We start from the raw sequence: 16,131 nt of genomic DNA on the forward strand, positions 1-16,131 counted from the left end.
GCGCCTGCCGTCCAGGCCTCGCGGGGCCCGGCACCGTGCGGTGCCGGGCCCCTCGTCGTCGGGTGGACGATGCGCGGTCACGCCGCGGCGGCGACCGCCGTCTTCTCCGGAGCGCCGGTCCGGGCGGGCAGGCGCAGGCCGCGGACGATGAGCGTGATCGCGAGCGAGATCTCCCACAGGAAGATCGGGATCGCGGCGAGCGACCGTGCCGTGGTGACCTCGTCCGCCAGCCCGAACATGACGGTGAGGTTCGACGCCGTCACCAGCGCGGAGCCGACCACGCCGAGCACCGGGATCCAGCGCGGCACGGCGCGCAGGCGCCACAGGACCACCGCGAGCACCACCGTGTGCACGCCGACCACCAGCCCCGCGCCGACCAGGAAGGTGGCGGAGTAGAGCTCGCGCAGCGCGACCCCCGCGCCGCCGTCGGCGAGGCCGGCGTCGCGCAGGCTCACGAGCGCGGCCACCGAGGCGGCGCCGACCACGATCACGGCCGCCTCGAGGACGCGCAGCACCAGGTATGCGGGGCCGCCGAGCGGTGCGTGCGCGCGCAGGAGCGGGAGGAGGCACAGCGCGGTGCCGACGACGGCGACCGCGAGCACGATGTCGAGCAGCGCGCCGAGCAGCTGCGGCCCGCCCCCGTCGGAGCCCGCGAGCCAGGCGTCGTCGGCGACCATCGGTCCGTAGAGGATCACGGCGGCGACCGACGTGAGGTGGGTGAGCAGGTAGAAGGCGCCGGCGAGGGCGGCGGTGCGGCGAGGGCGAGACATCGAGGGCTCCGATCGGACACGAGGTGTACGGTGTACACCTTCGAGCCACGACTGTAGGGTGTATGGCGTACACCGTCAAGAGCGGAGGATCGATGGCGACCACGGCCACCGGAGGCGCGCGCACTCCGCTGTCGCGGGCACGCGTGCTCGACGAGGCGATCGGGTATGCCGACACCCACGGGCTCGACGCCCTGAGCATGCGGACGCTCGCCGAGCTGCTCGACGTGGTGCCCATGGCGCTCTACAAGCACGTGCGGTCCAAGGAGGCGCTGATCGACGGCATGGTCGAGACGGTGCTCGCGACCCTTCCGGCCGCCGATCTCGCCGGGGTCGGGCCGGAGAGCTGGCGCGCGGTCGCGCGGTCGCGCATCCTCGCCGCCCGCTCCGCCCTCCAGCGGCATCCGTGGATGTGGAGGGCGCTCGAGACGCGCGCGGCGCCGACGCCGGCGATGCTCGACCACATGGAGGCGATGATCCAGATCCTGCGGCGCGGCGGGCTGGGACCGGTTCTGACCCATCACGCGATGCACGCGCTGGGCGGCCGGATCTGGGGCTTCACCCCCGAGGTGGCGTCGTCGGGTCCGGCTCCCGCGGATCCCGCGGAGATCGCCGCGGCGATGGCGGCGATGCGCGAGCGCTGGCCCGGCGTCCTCGAGTCGGCGATGTCGGCCCGGCACGAGGCGGGGAGCGCCGTCGGGCCGGGCTGCGACGACGACGCGGAGTTCGCGTTCGCCCTCGACCTGCTCCTCGAGGGTGTCGAGTCGCGCCACTTCGCGGGGTGGCCCTCCCCGGCGCGGGCCACGTCCCACTAGGCTGGCGCCGTGACCACCGATCCTCGCTTCGCGCGGAGCGCCGACGCCCTGGCCCGAGCGGTGCTCGAGCTCGCCGCGGAGACCCCGATCGAGGACATCGCGGTCACCGACATCGCGCGCCGCGCCGGCGTGACCCGCGCGACCTTCTACAACCACGCCAACGGACCCGAGGAGCTCCTCGCCCGGGTGCTCGGCGCGGAGCTCGACCAGGTGCGCCAGGAGTTCCTCGACTCGGTGAGCTCGCACCTCGACGACGTGGAGGGCGCCTGGCGCGAGACCGCCGGGCTGCTCATGGATCACATCGACTCGCACGCGGACGTCTACCGGACCGGGCTCTCCCAGACCGAGGCGGGGCGCGGCTCGATGCTCGCGCTGCTGCTCGCGAACCACATCGAGGGCACGCTCGAGCGGTACCGCCAGGTGATCGGCGCCCCTGAGCCGAAGGACGACGCGGAGCGCGCCCGCGCGCGCATCGCGGCCGCCTACCTGAGCCACGGCGTGGTCGGCGGCTACCGCGCCTTCCTCACCGGACCCGAGCCCCGCGACCGGGACCTCGCGCTCGACGTGATCGTCGGCGCCACCCCGCGCGAGTGGTTCGCCACCCCGACGCCCTGAGGACCGCGCCCGGCCGAGGAATCGACCGGGACGTCCGCGCGTTCTGATCGACCTGAGGCCCCCGACGCCGGGGTCCGCACCCGAGCCCGAGGAGATCCATGCCGTCCGCATTGTTCAGCCCGATCGACCTGCGCGGTGCGACCGCACGCAACCGGCTCTGGGTCAGCCCCCTGTGCCAGTACTCGTGCGAGCACCAGGACGGCGTGCCGGACGACTGGCACCTGGTCCACCTGGGGTCCTTCGCGCGCGGCGGGGCCGGCCTGGTCATGAGCGAGGCGACGGCGGTGACGGCCGACGGGCGCATCTCTCCGTGGGACACCGGGATCTGGAACGACGAGCAGCGCGACGCCTGGGCGCGCATCGTCGCCTTCATCCACGGCCAGGGGGCGCTCGCGGCGATCCAGCTCGCCCACGCCGGCCGCAAGGCCTCGACCTACCGCGAGTGGAGCGGCACCGGCAGCGTGCCCGCCGCGGAGGGCGGCTGGACCACCGTCGCGCCGTCCGCCATCGCGTTCCCCGGCTACGAGCCACCCGTGGCCCTCACGGACGAGCAGATCCTCGAGGTGGTCGACGCCTTCGGCGCGGCCGCGCGACGCTCGCTCGACGCCGGCTTCGACGTCCTCGAGGTGCATGCCGCGCACGGCTACCTGCTCCACCAGTTCCTCTCGCCCCTCAGCAACACCCGCGACGACCGCTGGGGAGGCGCGCTCGTGGGGCGCGCCCGCCTGCTGCTGCACGTGGTGCGTCGCGTCCGCGAGGTCGCCGGCCCGAGCGTGCCGGTGCTGGTGCGCATCTCCGCCACCGACTGGAAGGAGCCCGAGGGCTGGACGCTCGACGACTCGGTGACGGTCGCGCGATGGCTGCGCGAGGCGGGCGCCGACCTGGTCGACACCTCGACGGGCGGCCTCGTGCCCGCCGAGATCCCGGTCGGGCCCGGCTACCAGGTGCCGCACGCGGCCGCCGTGCGTGACCGCGGCGGGATCGCCGCTGCGGCCGTCGGGCTGATCGTCGACGCCCGCCAGGCCGACGAGCTGGTTGCATCGGGGCGCGCCGACGCGGTCTTCGCGGGACGCGAGTTCATGCGTGATCCGCACTTCCCGCTGCGGGCGGCGCACGAGCTCGGGGAGACCCTCGACTACTGGCCGCCGCAGTACACGCGCGCCGGGTTCCGCTCCCGGCCGGAGGTCACCAGCGCCGAGGACTGAGCTCGCGTTCGGCGGGGCGCGTGCCGCGCGTGGGGCTCGCGCGGCGGACGTGCCGACGACCGCTGCCGGGGGCCTCATACTTGAGCCACCGGACCCGAGGAAGTGACCCGTGCCCCGTCCTGTCGGCGCCTCCCGCGACTACCTGCCCGGCCTCGACGGCCTGCGCGCGGTCGCGGTGGTGGCCGTGCTCGCGTACCACCTGGGCGCGCCGTGGCTGCCGGGCGGGCTCCTCGGCGTCGGCGTCTTCTTCACGCTGTCCGGCTTCCTCATCACCAGCCTGCTGCTGACCGCGGTCGAGCGCCACGGACGGATCGACCTCAAGGACTTCTGGCTGCGTCGCGCGCGCCGGCTCCTGCCCGCCCTCGCCGCGATGCTCGCGGCCGTGCTCGTGGCGACCGCACTCGTCTACCCCGACGACCTCCCGCGGGAGCTGCGGGAGTCGCTCGCGGCCGTGCTCTATGTCAACAACTGGACCGACATCGTCCAGGGAGACTCCTACTTCGACCGCTTCTCTCCCCCGGCGCCGCTCGACCACCTGTGGTCCCTGGCGGTCGAGGAGCAGTTCTACCTGCTCTGGCCGCCGCTGCTGATCGGCATCCTCGCGCTCGTCCGCGGCCACCGGAAGGCCGCCGCGGCGATCACCGCGCTGCTCGCCGCCGGCAGCTTCTGGCTGATGGCGACCCTCGCCACGCCGGGCTTCGACAACACGCGCGCGTACGAGGGCACGGACACCCGCGCCGGGGGCCTGCTGGTCGGCGCCGTCCTCGCGCTGGCCTGGACGCGGCGCCGGGTCGATCCCGGTGGGCCCGCGCCCCGCCTCCTCACGCCGCTCGGGATCGTCGGCCTCGCCGCGATGGTGACGCTGATGGCGACCATGGACGACTACGCGATCGCCCTGTACCGCTGGGGATTCGTCGCGCTGTCGCTCGCGACGCTCGCCGTGGTGGCCTCCGTCGCGCACCCGGCGACCGCGATGAGCCGCATCCTCGGCGCCGCGCCGCTGCGATGGATCGGAGAGCGCTCGTACGGGATCTACCTCTGGCACCTCCCGGTGATCGCCCTCCTCCCCTCCGGCTTCCTCGCGGAGCACCCGCTCCATCGGAGCCTGGTCGCGCTCGCGATGACCGTCGCGATCGCCGCGCTCAGCTGGGCCATGGTCGAGGATCCGATCAGGCGCCACGGGCTGCGTCGCGCGCTTCTGCCGCGACGCTCGCGCCGGAGCGCCTCGCCAGCGCGCCGCCACGCCCCCGTCCTGCTGGGCGTCGCCGTGGTGATCGCGGTCGGCGCCGGGTCGATCGCGGGGGCGGCGACCGTCCACGACCGTCGAGCGGAGGCCGCCACCCTGCCGTCGGCCACCCCGTCGACCGTGGCCGCCTCGCCGACGCCCACCGCGGCGTCCACCCCGACGCCCACCCCGGCATCGTCGCCGTCCGCCACCCCCGCGCCGTCGCCGACCGCGACCCTGGTCGCCGGCATGACCTCCTGCGCCTCCGTGGTCCACGTGGGCGACTCGACGTCCGTCGGGCTCACGAGCGACCAGGTGCTCCCCGTCGAGGAGCAGATCGTCGCGCAGTACGAGCGCGTCGGCATCGAGGACGTCCGCACCGACATCTCGGGCGCACGTTCGATCGTCGAGCGCGTCAACGGCCAGCCGAACGCCCGCGAGGCCGTCGCCGCGCAGATCGACGCCGGGTACGAGGGGTGCTGGGTGATCGCGCAGGGCACCAACGAGGTCGCCAACCAGTACGTCGGCGGCGTCCACCCCCTCGACGAGCGCATCGACACCATCATGTCGACCATCGGCACCGAGGAGCCGGTGCTGTGGCTCACGGTCACGACGCTGCGGACTCAGGGCCCGTACCGGGACGCCGAGATGAAGAAGTGGAACGCGGCCGTCGCCGACGCCTGCGACCGGTGGCCCAACATCCGCGTCTACGACTGGCGGTCCGAGGTGAAGGACGCCTGGTTCCTGTCCGACGGGATCCACTTCACCACCGCGGGGTACCGCGAGCGCGGCGCCCGCATCGCTGACGCCCTCGCGGTCGCCTTCCCTCGCGGCGGCCAGCCGTCGACCGGCTGCGTGGTCGGCTCGGCAGCGGGCTGAGACGCCGCCCCTCAGGCGCGGACGGCGGCCCGCCGCAGCAGCAGGAACGCAAGCCCGCCGAGGAGGGCAGTGACCGGCAGCGTCCACGCGACGAGCGCGGCGACCGACGTGCCGCCGAGGAGCTCCCCCACCGTCCCCCAAGCATCGGCCCAGGTGATCAGGAAGACCGCGCCGACGATCGCCGCCGCGAGGGCGAGCAGGAGCGTCACCAGGCCCGTCGCGCGCCACCGGAGGAAGATCGCGCCCGCGACCGCGCCGAAGAACAGCATGAGCAGCATCAGCCCCACGAAGGACCACATCACCACCCACAGCGGCGCGTCGTAGAGGAATGCCGGGGCGAAGAAGGCACCTCCCATCCCCCACCCTCCGGTGGCCCGCTCGACCGCCGCGAGCACGGTGATGCCCGCGCCGTAGATCAGCGCCATGCCCCCGAAGTAGGCGGCCGTGCCAAGGAAGTAGTCGCGGCGGGTCTGCGACAGCCCGACCGCGAACCGGAAGGTCTGGTTCATGGCCTGCGCCGCGACGGCGATCATGTAGAAGATGATCCAGCTCACGCCGCCCGCGTAGCGGAACGCGTCGTCGTCGAGGCCGCCGCCCGACGACGCAGCCCATGCGATGATGCGCCAGATCGCGTAGGTGAGCGCGAACACGGCCGCGAGGATGAGCCACGGCAGCCCGAGCGTCGTGAACGGGTTCGCGGCGTGCACGCGCGCGCCGTTGAGGATGCGCCGGCCCGGCGCGACGGGAGCGATGGCGGTCATGAGGGGTCCTTCCTTCCGCGTGCACCGCCCGTGCGGGCGACCACCAGCTCCTGCAGCGAGACCGGCGCGAGCTCCAGGCCCGCGGCCGTCGCGGCGGCGCGCGCCGCATGATCGACATCGGCGACCGTGGCCGAGGAGATTCCGCCGATGCGGTCCCGCCGGAGGACGTCGCGGCCCGAGACGAACGCGTCGACGTCCTGGGCACGGCCCACGACGGTGACCGCGGTTCCCCGCAGGGCGTCCGCCTCGGCGTCGATCACGATCCTGCCCTCGTCGATCACGACCACGCGATCGAGCAGGGGTGACGCCTCATCGATCAGGTGCGTCGACATCACGACCGTGCGAGGGTGCTCGGCGAGGTCCGCCAGCAGCGCGTCGTAGAACACCTGGCGGGCGACGGCGTCGAGCCCGGCGTAGGGCTCGTCGAACAGCGTGAGCTCGGCGCGCGAGGCGAGTCCGACGATCGCGCCGACGGCCGATCGCTGGCCGCGGGACATCTTCTTGACGCGGCGGCCGAGAGGGACGCGCAGATCGTCGGCCAGGCGGATCGCGTAGTCCTGATCCCAGTGCGCGTAGCTCCAGGAGGCGGCCCTCAGCACGTGGTGACCGCGGACGTTGTCGGGGTACGACTGCGACTCCTTGACCAGGCAGGTGCGCCCCAGCACCCGGGGGTTCTCGAGCGAGCGCTCGCCGAACAGCCGCGCCTCGCCCGAGGTGGCGAACTCCTGTCCCGTGAGGAGCTGGAGCAGCGTGGTCTTGCCGGCGCCGTTGCGGCCGAGCAGGCCGTACACGCTGCCCTCCTCGACCCGGAGCGTGACGTCCTCGACCGCGTGCACGTCGCCGTACCGGCGGGTGAGACCCTCGGTCTCGATGATGGCGGTCATGCGTCCGCCTCCTTCCTGATCATCTCCGCGAGCTGGGCGGAGTCGAGTCCCAGGGCGGCGGCCTGCTCGAGCAGCGGCCTGACGTACGTGTCCCGGAACGCCTCGCGACGCTCGCTGACGAGCCGGTCGCGGGCACCCGCGGCGACGAACATCCCGATGCCCCGCCGCTTGTAGAGCACCCCCGCGTCGACCAGCAGGGTGACCCCTTTGAGCGCGGTCGCCGGGTTGATGCGGTGGAACGCCGCGAGCTCGTTGATCGAGGGCACCTGGGTCTCCTCGGGCATCGAGCCGTCGATGATCCGGGCCTCCAGCGTGGAGGCGATCTGCTGGAAGATCGGCCGCCCGTCGTCCACGCCCACCTCCGGTCACCTGGTTGGTTAGTTCACTAACTAACCAATCATGTGCGGACCCGGCTGTCAAGCGGACGCCTCACCGGTCGCACCCGGTGCCAGCGCACCCGGTTAGAGTGGACCGCATGAGCGACACCCCCCTCGTCTGGATCGACTGCGAGATGACGGGGCTCGACGTCGGCACCGACGCCCTGATCGAGGTCGCATGCCTGGTCACCGACGCCGAGCTCAACGTGCTCGGCGACGGCGTCTCCGTGGTGATCGCGCCCTCGCCCGAGGCCGTCGCCGGCATGAGCGACTTCGTGCGCGAGATGCACGTCACGTCGGGCCTGCTGCCCGAGCTCGAGCACGGCACCACCATGGCGGACGCCCAGGAGCGCGTGCTCGCCTACATCCGCGCGCACGTCCCGACCGCGGGCAAGGCGCACCTGGCGGGCAACACCGTCGGCATGGACCGGCTCTTCCTCGAGCGGGACATGCCCGAGCTGATCGGCCACCTGCACTATCGCGTGGTCGACGTGAGCTCCCTCAAGGAGCTGGTCCGCCGCTGGTACCCGCGCGTGTTCTTCAACGCCCCGGCGAAGACCGGAGGTCACCGCGCGCTCGGCGACATCCGCGACTCGATCACCGAGCTCCGCTACTACCGCGAGACGGTGCTGGTCCCGCTGCCGGGCCCCGACTCGGACCAGGCGAAGGCCGCCGCGGCATCCGTCACCGGGTCGGAGGCGTCCTCCGTCGACGCGTAGGTCCGCTACACTACTTCTGGTCCGCGCGTGAGCGGGGACGATGGTGGCTATAGCTCAGTTGGTAGAGCATCGCGTTGTGGTCGCGAGGGCCGCGGGTTCAAGTCCCGTTAGCCACCCGGATGCGAAGGCCCCGGCTCGATCGAGCCGGGGCCTTCGTCGTGTCCGCGGGAGTCAGCGCTTCTTCGAGAAGATCGCTCCCCAGATGCCGATCAGGATCGCCGCGGCGGCGATGCTCATGAACAGCTGGATCCAGTTGATGCCGGCGGTGTCCTCCCGGTTCAGCACCGTGTACCAGAGCCAATGGCCGATGGCCGCGCCACCTATCCCCAACAGGATCGTGACGATGATCCCGAAGTTCTGCCGGCCTCGCACGAAGATGCGCGCGAGCACCCCGATCAGCAGTCCTCCGAGGATGGTCCACAACCAATCCATGCCTGCCTCCCTCTCCCTTGGCGCCGGACGGGCGCCGGCTCTCGCACACTATCCTTGAGTGCGCGCCGCCGCTCGGCGGCGCCGGAGGAGGTTTCGATGTTCGCAGCGCTCACGGGAGCGGGGCTGTCCGCCGCGGCGGGCCTCAACGCGTTCATCCCGCTGGTGATGGTGGGTCTGTTCGCGCGCTTCACCGACTTCATCGTGCTGCCCGAGAACCTCGCCTGGCTCGAGTCCTGGCCCGCGATCATCATCGGCCTGCTGCTGCTCGCCACCGAGCTGGTGCTCGACAAGATCCCCGGTGTCGACCACATCAACGATCTTCTCCAGTCGCTCATCCGCCCGCTCGTCGGCGGCGTGATCTTCGCCGCCACCGCGGCGGCGCAGGTGATCGACGAGTCGAACTTCTGGCAGGACAACCCGCTGATCGCGGGGATCGTCGGAGCGATCGTCGCCGCCGGTGTCCACGCGGCGAAGTCCGCCTCCCGGCCCGCGGTGAACGCCGCCACCGCCGGCACGGGCGCCCCCGTGGCGTCCTTCGCGGAGGATGCCACGTCGGTCGCACTGAGCCTCATCGCCATCTTCGTGCCGGTCCTGGTGATCGTCGTGCTCATCGCGATGGCGGCGGTGTTCTACCGCGTGGTGACCACGGGCAGGCGGCGCCGCCGCCGCCGCGCGATGCTTGAGGCCGAGGAGCGAGCCGAGCGCGAGGAACGGGCCGCCGCCGGCATCAAGACGCCATGGTGGCGCGGCCGCTGGCGATGACCGCCCTGGCCGCCCGCGCATCGTCCCGCCACTGAGGGACGATGCTGAGGCTCAGGCCGCGCGCTCCTCGCCGAAGTCGGCGAGGAAGTCCGCGACGAAGTCGTTCGCGGGCGAGCCGGTGACCTGGTCGGGCGTGCCGAGCTGCTCGAGCACGCCGCCGCGCGACAGCACCGCGATGCGGTCAGCGAGCAGGACGGCCTCGCGCATGTCGTGGGTCACCATCACCACCGTGGTCCCCAGGTCGCGCTGAAGCGCCTGGAACTCGCGCTGCAGCCGCCGGCGGCCCTGCGGGTCGACCGCCCCGAAGGGCTCATCCATGAGCAGCACGGGCGGGCGCACCGCGAGGGCGCGGGCGACGCCGACGCGCTGGCGCTCGCCGCCGGACAGCTCGTGCGGGTAGCGCCGGCCGTAGTCGGACTCGGGAAGGCCCACCAGGTCGAGCAGCTCCGCGACCCGCTCGCTCGTCCGCGCGCGGTCCCACTTGAGAAGCCGCGGCACGGTCGCGACGTTCTGCGCCACCGTGCGGTGCGGGAACAGCCCGACGTGCTGGATGACGTAGCCGATCCCGCGGCGCAGCTCGACCGGGTCGCGGGTGAGCACATCGTCGCCGCCGAGCAGGATCCGGCCCGCGGACGGCTCGATGAGCCGGTTGATCATCCGCAGGGTGGTCGACTTGCCGCAGCCCGACGGACCCACCAGCGCGAGCACCTCGCCACCGTGCACCTCCAGGTCGAGCGAGTCGACCGCGACGGTGCCGTCGGGGTACTCCTTACGCACGGACTCGAGGACGATGCCGGTGGACTCCATCCCGCCACCGTAGCGCGCCCCACCCCTGCCGGGTCCAGGCATGACCCTGTACGGTCGGGGGGTGGACAATCCCTGGCTGTCGCTCGACTACCTCAGGCGCAGCGGGGACGAGGTCTGGGAGCACCTGGTGATCCACGCCTCGCTCACGGTGCAGGCGCTGGCCATCGCGATCGCGGTGGCGTTCCCGCTCGCCGTGCTCGCGCGCCGGGTGCCTCGCCTCGCCGGACCGATCCTGGGGACCGCGGGCGTCCTGTACACGGTGCCCTCGCTCGCCCTGTTCGCGCTGCTCGCCCCCTACACCGGCATCGGCCGCACCACGGTGCTCATCGGGCTGGTGATCTACGCGCTGCTGGTGCTGGTCCGCAACATGATCGTGGGCCTCGAGGGCGTGGACCCCGACGTGGTCGACGCCGCGCGGGGCCAGGGGTACTCCCGCACTCGGCTGCTCCTCACGGTCGAGCTGCCCAACGCGCTGCCCAGCATCGTCGCGGGGCTGCGCATCGCGGCCGTCACGACCGTCGCCCTGGTGACGGTGGGCGTCGTGGTGGGCTACGGCGGCCTGGGCCAGCTCATGTTCCGCGGACTCCAGTCCAACTATCACGCGCAGATCATGACGGCCACGCTCCTGTGCCTGGCGCTCGCGCTGGTGATGGACCTCGCGATCGTGCTGCTGGCGCGCTGGGCGATGCCGTGGGCGCGCAGCGGCCGCCGGGCCCGGGGACGGAGGGCCGCGGCGTGAGCACCGTGTCCGACGCCTGGGACTACCTCACCACCGCCGAGTCGTGGACGGGCGCGAACGGGATCTTCGGCACCAACTTCGACGGGTCGCTGCGCTTCCAGCGCGACTCGATCATCGCGCTCACCCTTGAGCACCTGTGGATGTCGTTCGCGGCCGTCACCATCGCCGCCGCGATCGCGCTGCCGCTCGGGCTGTGGCTCGGCCACCTCGGGCGCGGGGGCGGCGTCGCGACCGTCATCTCGAACGTGTCCCGTGCGATGCCCACGCTGGCGCTGCTCACGCTGTTCGCGGCGTCAGCGATCGGCTTCGGCAACCGTGCGGTCATCATCGCCGCGGCGATCTTCGCGTTCCCCCCGATCCTCACCAACGCCTACACCGGCATGTCCGGGGTGGACCGGGACGTGCGCGAGGCCGCCTTCGGCCAGGGCATGACGCGCTGGCAGGTCGCGCTGCGCGTCGAGCTGCCCCTGGCGGTGCCGCTGCTCGCCGCGGGGATGCGGACCTCCACCACGCAGACGGTCGCGACCGTGCCGCTGGCGGCCCTGGTCGCGGGAGGCGGGCTCGGCGTGATCATCAACACGGGCCTGGCGACCCAGCGCTACGGTCAGGTGCTCGCCGGGGGCCTGCTGGTGGCGGCGCTGTGCCTCGGGATCGACGCGCTGATGGCGCGCCTCGAACGCCGCGCGACCCCCGCGCCGCTGCGGAACCGCGCGACGGCCGCCGCCTGACCGGTCACGATCCCGCATCGTTCACCCGTCCGCCCGGGCGACCGCGCCGAAGCGTGAATACCCTGGAAACCGACCCGACGGGAACAGACCGCCGTCCGGCGGGGTTGCCCGACGCACCGACCCGAAGGAGTGACATGCGAATCCGAACCGGAATGCTCGCCGCGGCCACGGCCGCGACGCTCGTGCTGGCGGGATGCTCGAGCGGATCCGACTCCCCCGAGCCCGCGGGCTCGACGTCGAGCACGGCGGGAGGCGAGTCGATGGCGCAGGAGTGCCAGCCCGTCCCCGGCGACACCTTCATGGTGCTCGATGACGACAAGATGCTGCAGAACTCCGACAACCTGATCCCGGCGGTGAACGCCGACGCCGCCTCGGACGAGGTGCTCGGGGCGCTCGACGCCGTCTCGGCCGTCCTCACCACGGACGACCTGATCCAGCTCAACAAGGCGGTCGACATCGACCGCCAGACCTCGGCGGAGGCCGCCGCGGCCTACGTCGCGGACAACGGCATCGCCGCGCCCGCGACGGGTTCCGGCTCGATCGTGGTGGGCGCCGCGAACTTCTCGGAGAACATCACCGTCGCGGAGATCTACGCGGCCGTGCTGGCCGATGCCGGCTTCGACACCGAGGTCCGCACCATCGGCAACCGCGAGACCTACCTCCCGGCGCTCCAGTCCGGGGAGATCCAGGTGGTGCCGGAGTACGCCGCCACGGTGACCGAGTACCTCAACCGCGACCAGAACGGCGCGGAGGCCGCGGCCGTGGCGTCGGGCGACATCGACGCGACCGTCGCCGCCCTCGAGCCGCTGGCGACCGCCGCCGGCCTGGTGTTCGGCGAGGCCTCGGCCGCGCAGGACCAGAACGCGTTCGCGGTGACCACCGCCTTCTCCGACGAGTACGGCGTGACGTCGCTGAGCGAGCTCGCCGAGACCTGCGGCACCATCTCGCTGGGCGGACCGCCGGAGTGCCCGGAGCGCCCGTTCTGCCAGATCGGCCTCGAGGAGCAGTACGGCATCGAGGTCGCGCAGTTCGAGTCGCTCGACCCGGGCGGCCCGCTGACCAAGACCGCGATCCAGCAGGGTCAGGTCATGGTCGGCCTCGTGTTCAGCTCCGACGGCGCGCTGGGCTGACCACCCCGACGCCCTCGATCACGCGGCGGCCTGCTCCCTCGGGAGCGGGCCGTCGTCGTGTCGGGACGATGCGGTGCCACGAGCGAGGCGCCACAGCGCCGTGATGCCACGCACGATCAGCCAGCCCAGGCCCCAGCCGACGGCGGCGTTCACGGCCGCGAGCGCGGCGCTGGCGGGAAGCGTGTACCAGGCGTTGTCGGTGGTGAAGGCGAGCTCGGCCGCGAACAACGCTCCCACCAGCAGGATCCCCCACCAGCGCGCCCTCGCGAGGCTCATGATGAAGCCGATCACCAGCGCCGGGATGATCATGACGGCCCTCCCCCGAAGGCGGCGGGCCCCGTCGCCCGCCCCTCCAGTGCACACCCGAAGGGCGCTCGGGTCAACGGGGGTCGGCGGGCAGGAGCGGCCGGTTCTCGTAGAACGTCTGGAGCACCACGGTGGTGCGCGTGGTCACCCGCACCGCACGCCGGATCTCGCTGATGAGGGACTCGAGGTCGCGCGGCGTCCCGACCCGCACGAACAGCATGTAGCTCGCGTCGCCGGCGATCGAATGGCAGGCCTCGACCGCCGTGAGGTGCTCGACCAGCGCCGGGACGTCGTCCGCCTGCTCCGGGTCGAGGGGCGTGAGCTCGATGAACGCCGAGAGCGGTCGCCCCGCGGCCTCGGGGTCGACGAGCGCGCGGTAGCCGGCGATCACCCCGTCCGCCTCGAGCCGGCGCAGCCGCGCCTGCACGGCGGAGGTCGACAGCCCGACCTCGGAGGCGAGCTGCGCGAGGGTGGCGCGGGCGTCGTGGGAGACGGCCGCGACCAGGCGGGCGTCGACGGGATCCTGCATGACACGGACGCTACCGCATCCCGCCCGGTGGGCCCGGCGGCACGGCGGCCGGCGGGCGGAGGAATCCTTGACTGTGACACTTCTGGATGAAATGCTTCCCGTAGAGACACGTTTTCACCGGAATTCTTCCACTTCCGCACTCAGAGGGAGTCCCCCATGACCGTCTCCGTCACCCCCGCCCACCTGGACGTGCGCACCGTCGAGTCCAGCGCCGCCTGGCGCCGCCTCAAGGAGGCCGTGACGGCCCTGCAGCCGCTGCAGGCGCGCGACGGATCGATCCCCGAGTCCGCGGCGCACGGCTCCGCCCGGGGACTGGTCGACACCATCGTCAGCGCGATCCGCGAGCTCGCGCCGCTCTTCCCCCATGACGCCGACTACCTCGCGGCGCTCCCGGGCGACTTCGAGCGCTGGGCCGACGGCGGCTTCGGCGAGCCCGACTTCCTCGACTCCCTGGTGGCGTTCCAGCCGCAGCGCCGTCGGGTCGACGGGCTCCGTCACCTGGTGGTGTTCCCGATGTACACGCAGAACGGCTCGCGGGACCGCCACGTGGAGGCGCTGCTGGCTGAGGCGATCTGGCCGGAGTTCGTCGCCGAGCTCGAGGCCGGCGACTACGGGAACGCGCTGTTCGTCTCGCTGCGCCTGATCGACTTCACCGCGGGATACGACACCAACTCGGCCGTGCTGTTCCCGGAGACCGTGGCGATGCGGGAGATCCCCACGTTCACCTGGGGCGCGATCTTCCAGGACCGCGAGGCGGCGCGCTACCGGCGCGTGGTCGCGGCGGCCGCCGAGCTGACCCGGCTCGATCTTCCCGTCGAGACCGCGGAGATGCTGGCCGACCAGGGCCTGGCGGAGCGCACCTTCGTCATGTGGGACCTGATCCACGACCGCACCCACATGCGCGGCGACCTGCCGTTCGACCCGTTCATGATCAAGCAGCGCATGCCTTTCTTCCTGTACACGCTCGAGGAGCTCCGCTGCGACCTCACCGCGTTCCGCGAGGCGGTCGCGATCCAGCGCGCGCTCGACGCCCGCACCGCCGCGGGCGAGGAGCTCACCGGGACGGAGACCGACACCCGCAGGCATGCGGCGCTGGTCCAGCAGGCGATCCTCTTCGACCGCATCTTCCGCTTCCCCATCACCGGCACGCGCGTGCGGAACTACGACGGGCTCGGCGGCCAGCTCCTCTTCGCCTGGCTGCACCAGCGGCACGTGCTCGAGTGGCGCGACGTCGAGCTGAGCATCGACTGGGACGCCGTCCCCGACGCCGTGGTGGCGCTGAGCGACGCGATCAACGCGCTCTACTGGGAGTCGATCGACCGCCCCAAGACCGTGCACTGGCTCAAGGCCTACGAACTGATCGCCGGAGTGCTCGCCCCGCATCCCGCCTCGGCCTGGGCGGCCGGCCTGCCGCGCGAGGTGCTCGCCGGCCCGCCGAAGGGCATGACCGACCTGGTGCTGGACGACGAGTTCCCCCTGTCGATGTTCTTCGAGGCGCTCGACCGGAAGATGCGGCCCGTGATCGAGTCCACGGCGGGCATCCGCGCGGACGCGGCGTGACGATGCGCGGTGCGGCCGAGCGCACGGTGCTGATCGGCGGTGCGACCAGCGCCGCGGGCGTCGCCGCGGTCGGGGCGCTGGTCGCCGCCGGCGCCACGGTGGTCGCCACCGGACGCGATCGGGATCGGCTCGCCCCGCTCGCCGCGATGGGAGCCCGCATCGAGGCGGTCGACCTGGTGGACGAGGTCGAGGTCTCCGCCCTCGCGTCGCGGCTCCACGCGGATGGCATCGCCGTCGACGGCGTGCTGCACCTGGTGGGCGGCTGGCGCGGCGGCGGCGGGATCGCCGGCCAGACGGAGGCGGACTACCGCGTGCTCGAGGCCTCCTTCACCGCGCTGCGTCACGTCTCGCGCGCCTTCGACGAGGACCTGAGGCGCTCCCCCGCCGGTCGCCTCGCCATCGTCTCGTCGACGACGGTCGATCACCCGGCTGCCGGCGGCGCGAACTACGCCGCCGTCAAGGCGGCGAGCGAGGCGTGGGTGCGCGCGGTCGGGCAGGGCTACCGGAAGGCCGCGCGCGACGCCGGGGAGCCCCAGCGCGCGGCGGCGGTGATCTTCCGCGTCGCCAGCCTCGCCGGACTGGAGAGTGCGCTGGCGGACGCCTTCGTGGACCTGTGGGACGCGGATGCGGCGGCGGTCGACGGGGCCGTGATCGAGCTTCGCGACGACGTCGACTGACCCTGCCGAGCCTCCCGCGGAACGCCGAAGGCCCGGTCCTCGCGGACCGGGCCTTCGTGTCTGGTACACCCCCTGGGACTCGAACCCAGAACCCACTGATTAAGAGTCAGTTGCTCTGCCAATTGAGCTAGAGGTGCATCGCTCCGCAACGCGGTGCGAGAGACAACTTTAGCAGGCCGCGGGCGAACTTCAAAAACGACGAACGTCCCGGGAA

At 72.6% G+C, this 16,131-nt stretch carries 18 protein-coding genes, 2 tRNA genes and 1 pseudogene; 12 read left to right on the top strand and 9 right to left on the bottom strand.

Going from position 1 to position 16,131, the window contains the following annotated elements; translation table 11 throughout:
- Positions 1–77: 77 nt before the first annotated feature.
- Positions 78–770: a DUF4386 domain-containing protein gene (locus QQX10_RS11230; RefSeq protein ID WP_301122084.1), complete on the bottom strand. Its 693-nt coding sequence runs from the start codon at positions 768–770 to the stop codon at positions 78–80.
- Positions 771–832: 62 nt separating this feature from the next.
- Between QQX10_RS11230 and QQX10_RS11235 the strand changes: the two genes are divergently transcribed.
- From QQX10_RS11235 to QQX10_RS11250, 4 genes are all read left to right on the top strand, one after another.
- Positions 833–1,582 (top strand): TetR/AcrR family transcriptional regulator, encoded by a 750-nt coding sequence (locus QQX10_RS11235; RefSeq protein ID WP_301122086.1) that lies wholly within the window; start codon positions 833–835, stop codon positions 1,580–1,582.
- A 9-nt stretch (positions 1,583–1,591) separates the two neighbouring features.
- Complete coding sequence (locus QQX10_RS11240; protein ID WP_301122088.1) at positions 1,592–2,197, top strand: TetR/AcrR family transcriptional regulator; 606 nt, start codon at positions 1,592–1,594, stop codon at positions 2,195–2,197.
- A gap of 98 nt (positions 2,198–2,295) precedes the next feature.
- Positions 2,296–3,402, top strand: a complete 1,107-nt coding sequence (locus QQX10_RS11245) for an NADH:flavin oxidoreductase/NADH oxidase (protein WP_301122090.1) — start codon at positions 2,296–2,298, stop codon at positions 3,400–3,402.
- 109 nt (positions 3,403–3,511) lie between these two features.
- The gene (locus tag QQX10_RS11250; RefSeq protein ID WP_301122092.1) at positions 3,512–5,506 is read left to right on the top strand and encodes an acyltransferase family protein; all 1,995 of its coding nucleotides are present in this window, start codon (positions 3,512–3,514) and stop codon (positions 5,504–5,506) included.
- 11 nt (positions 5,507–5,517) lie between these two features.
- On the opposite strand, the gene QQX10_RS11255 is transcribed toward QQX10_RS11250, so the two are convergent.
- The 3 genes from QQX10_RS11255 to QQX10_RS11265 are packed head-to-tail and all read right to left on the bottom strand — an operon-like array spanning position 5,518 to position 7,504.
- Positions 5,518–6,267, bottom strand: coding sequence for an ABC transporter permease (locus QQX10_RS11255; protein ID WP_301122094.1), 750 nt, complete (start codon positions 6,265–6,267; stop codon positions 5,518–5,520).
- Positions 6,264–7,151 carry an ABC transporter ATP-binding protein gene (locus QQX10_RS11260; RefSeq protein WP_301122096.1) on the bottom strand — a complete coding sequence of 296 codons (888 nt, stop codon included), beginning with the start codon at positions 7,149–7,151 and terminating at the stop codon, positions 6,264–6,266. Before QQX10_RS11260 ends, QQX10_RS11255 begins: the two co-directional genes overlap by 4 nt.
- On the bottom strand, positions 7,148–7,504 hold the full coding sequence (locus QQX10_RS11265; protein WP_301122098.1) for a GntR family transcriptional regulator: 357 nt from the start codon (positions 7,502–7,504) through the stop codon (positions 7,148–7,150). The genes QQX10_RS11260 and QQX10_RS11265 overlap by 4 nt, the downstream gene beginning before the upstream one ends.
- Positions 7,505–7,626: 122 nt before the next feature.
- Here QQX10_RS11265 and orn point away from each other — a divergent pair, with 122 nt between their 5' ends.
- Together orn and QQX10_RS11275 are read left to right on the top strand one after the other, a co-directional pair.
- Positions 7,627–8,247: an oligoribonuclease gene (orn, locus tag QQX10_RS11270; RefSeq protein WP_301122100.1), complete on the top strand. Its 621-nt coding sequence runs from the start codon at positions 7,627–7,629 to the stop codon at positions 8,245–8,247.
- A gap of 43 nt (positions 8,248–8,290) precedes the next feature.
- Positions 8,291–8,363: transfer RNA gene (locus QQX10_RS11275), tRNA-His, on the top strand.
- Positions 8,364–8,418: 55 nt separating this feature from the next.
- Here QQX10_RS11275 and QQX10_RS11280 read toward each other — a convergent pair.
- Complete coding sequence (locus QQX10_RS11280) at positions 8,419–8,679, bottom strand: GlsB/YeaQ/YmgE family stress response membrane protein (RefSeq protein ID WP_301122103.1); 261 nt, start codon at positions 8,677–8,679, stop codon at positions 8,419–8,421.
- Positions 8,680–8,775: 96 nt separating this feature from the next.
- Between QQX10_RS11280 and QQX10_RS11285 the strand changes: the two genes are divergently transcribed.
- Positions 8,776–9,441 (top strand): DUF4126 domain-containing protein, encoded by a 666-nt coding sequence (locus QQX10_RS11285; protein ID WP_301122105.1) that lies wholly within the window; start codon positions 8,776–8,778, stop codon positions 9,439–9,441.
- Positions 9,442–9,522: 81 nt separating this feature from the next.
- On the opposite strand, the pseudogene QQX10_RS11290 reads toward QQX10_RS11285, so the two are convergent.
- Positions 9,523–10,248 (bottom strand): annotated as a pseudogene (locus tag QQX10_RS11290) (ABC transporter ATP-binding protein); the annotation flags it as partial.
- Positions 10,249–10,309: 61 nt separating this feature from the next.
- Between QQX10_RS11290 and QQX10_RS11295 the strand changes: the two are divergent.
- The 3 genes from QQX10_RS11295 to QQX10_RS11305 all read left to right on the top strand — a co-directional run bounded on the left by QQX10_RS11295 (position 10,310) and on the right by QQX10_RS11305 (position 12,845).
- On the top strand, positions 10,310–10,987 hold the full coding sequence (locus QQX10_RS11295; protein WP_301122107.1) for an ABC transporter permease: 678 nt from the start codon (positions 10,310–10,312) through the stop codon (positions 10,985–10,987).
- Entirely contained in the window at positions 10,984–11,715 is a 732-nt protein-coding gene (locus tag QQX10_RS11300; RefSeq protein WP_301122109.1) for an ABC transporter permease, read from the top strand. Before QQX10_RS11295 ends, QQX10_RS11300 begins: the two co-directional genes overlap by 4 nt.
- Positions 11,716–11,849: 134 nt before the next feature.
- Positions 11,850–12,845, top strand: a complete 996-nt coding sequence (locus QQX10_RS11305) for a glycine betaine ABC transporter substrate-binding protein (RefSeq protein ID WP_301122111.1) — start codon at positions 11,850–11,852, stop codon at positions 12,843–12,845.
- A gap of 18 nt (positions 12,846–12,863) precedes the next feature.
- On the opposite strand, the gene QQX10_RS11310 is transcribed toward QQX10_RS11305, so the two are convergent.
- The gene (locus QQX10_RS11310) at positions 12,864–13,154 is read right to left on the bottom strand and encodes a hypothetical protein (RefSeq protein WP_301122113.1); all 291 of its coding nucleotides are present in this window, start codon (positions 13,152–13,154) and stop codon (positions 12,864–12,866) included.
- Between the two features lie 70 nt (positions 13,155–13,224).
- Positions 13,225–13,680, bottom strand: a complete 456-nt coding sequence (locus tag QQX10_RS11315) for an Lrp/AsnC family transcriptional regulator (protein ID WP_301122115.1) — start codon at positions 13,678–13,680, stop codon at positions 13,225–13,227.
- Between the two features lie 156 nt (positions 13,681–13,836).
- On the opposite strand from QQX10_RS11315, the gene QQX10_RS11320 reads away from it, so the two are divergent.
- Positions 13,837–15,240 (top strand): DUF6421 family protein, encoded by a 1,404-nt coding sequence (locus QQX10_RS11320; protein WP_301122117.1) that lies wholly within the window; start codon positions 13,837–13,839, stop codon positions 15,238–15,240.
- A gap of 2 nt (positions 15,241–15,242) precedes the next feature.
- Positions 15,243–15,917 (top strand): SDR family NAD(P)-dependent oxidoreductase, encoded by a 675-nt coding sequence (locus tag QQX10_RS11325; RefSeq protein ID WP_301122121.1) that lies wholly within the window; start codon positions 15,243–15,245, stop codon positions 15,915–15,917.
- Positions 15,918–15,978: 61 nt separating this feature from the next.
- Here the strand turns inward: QQX10_RS11325 and QQX10_RS11330 are convergent.
- Positions 15,979–16,054, bottom strand: a tRNA-Lys gene (locus QQX10_RS11330).
- Positions 16,055–16,131: the final 77 nt, after the last annotated feature.

The sequence above is a fragment of the Demequina lignilytica genome, from assembly GCF_030418305.1.
Lineage (GTDB): Bacteria > Actinomycetota > Actinomycetes > Actinomycetales > Demequinaceae > Demequina > Demequina lignilytica.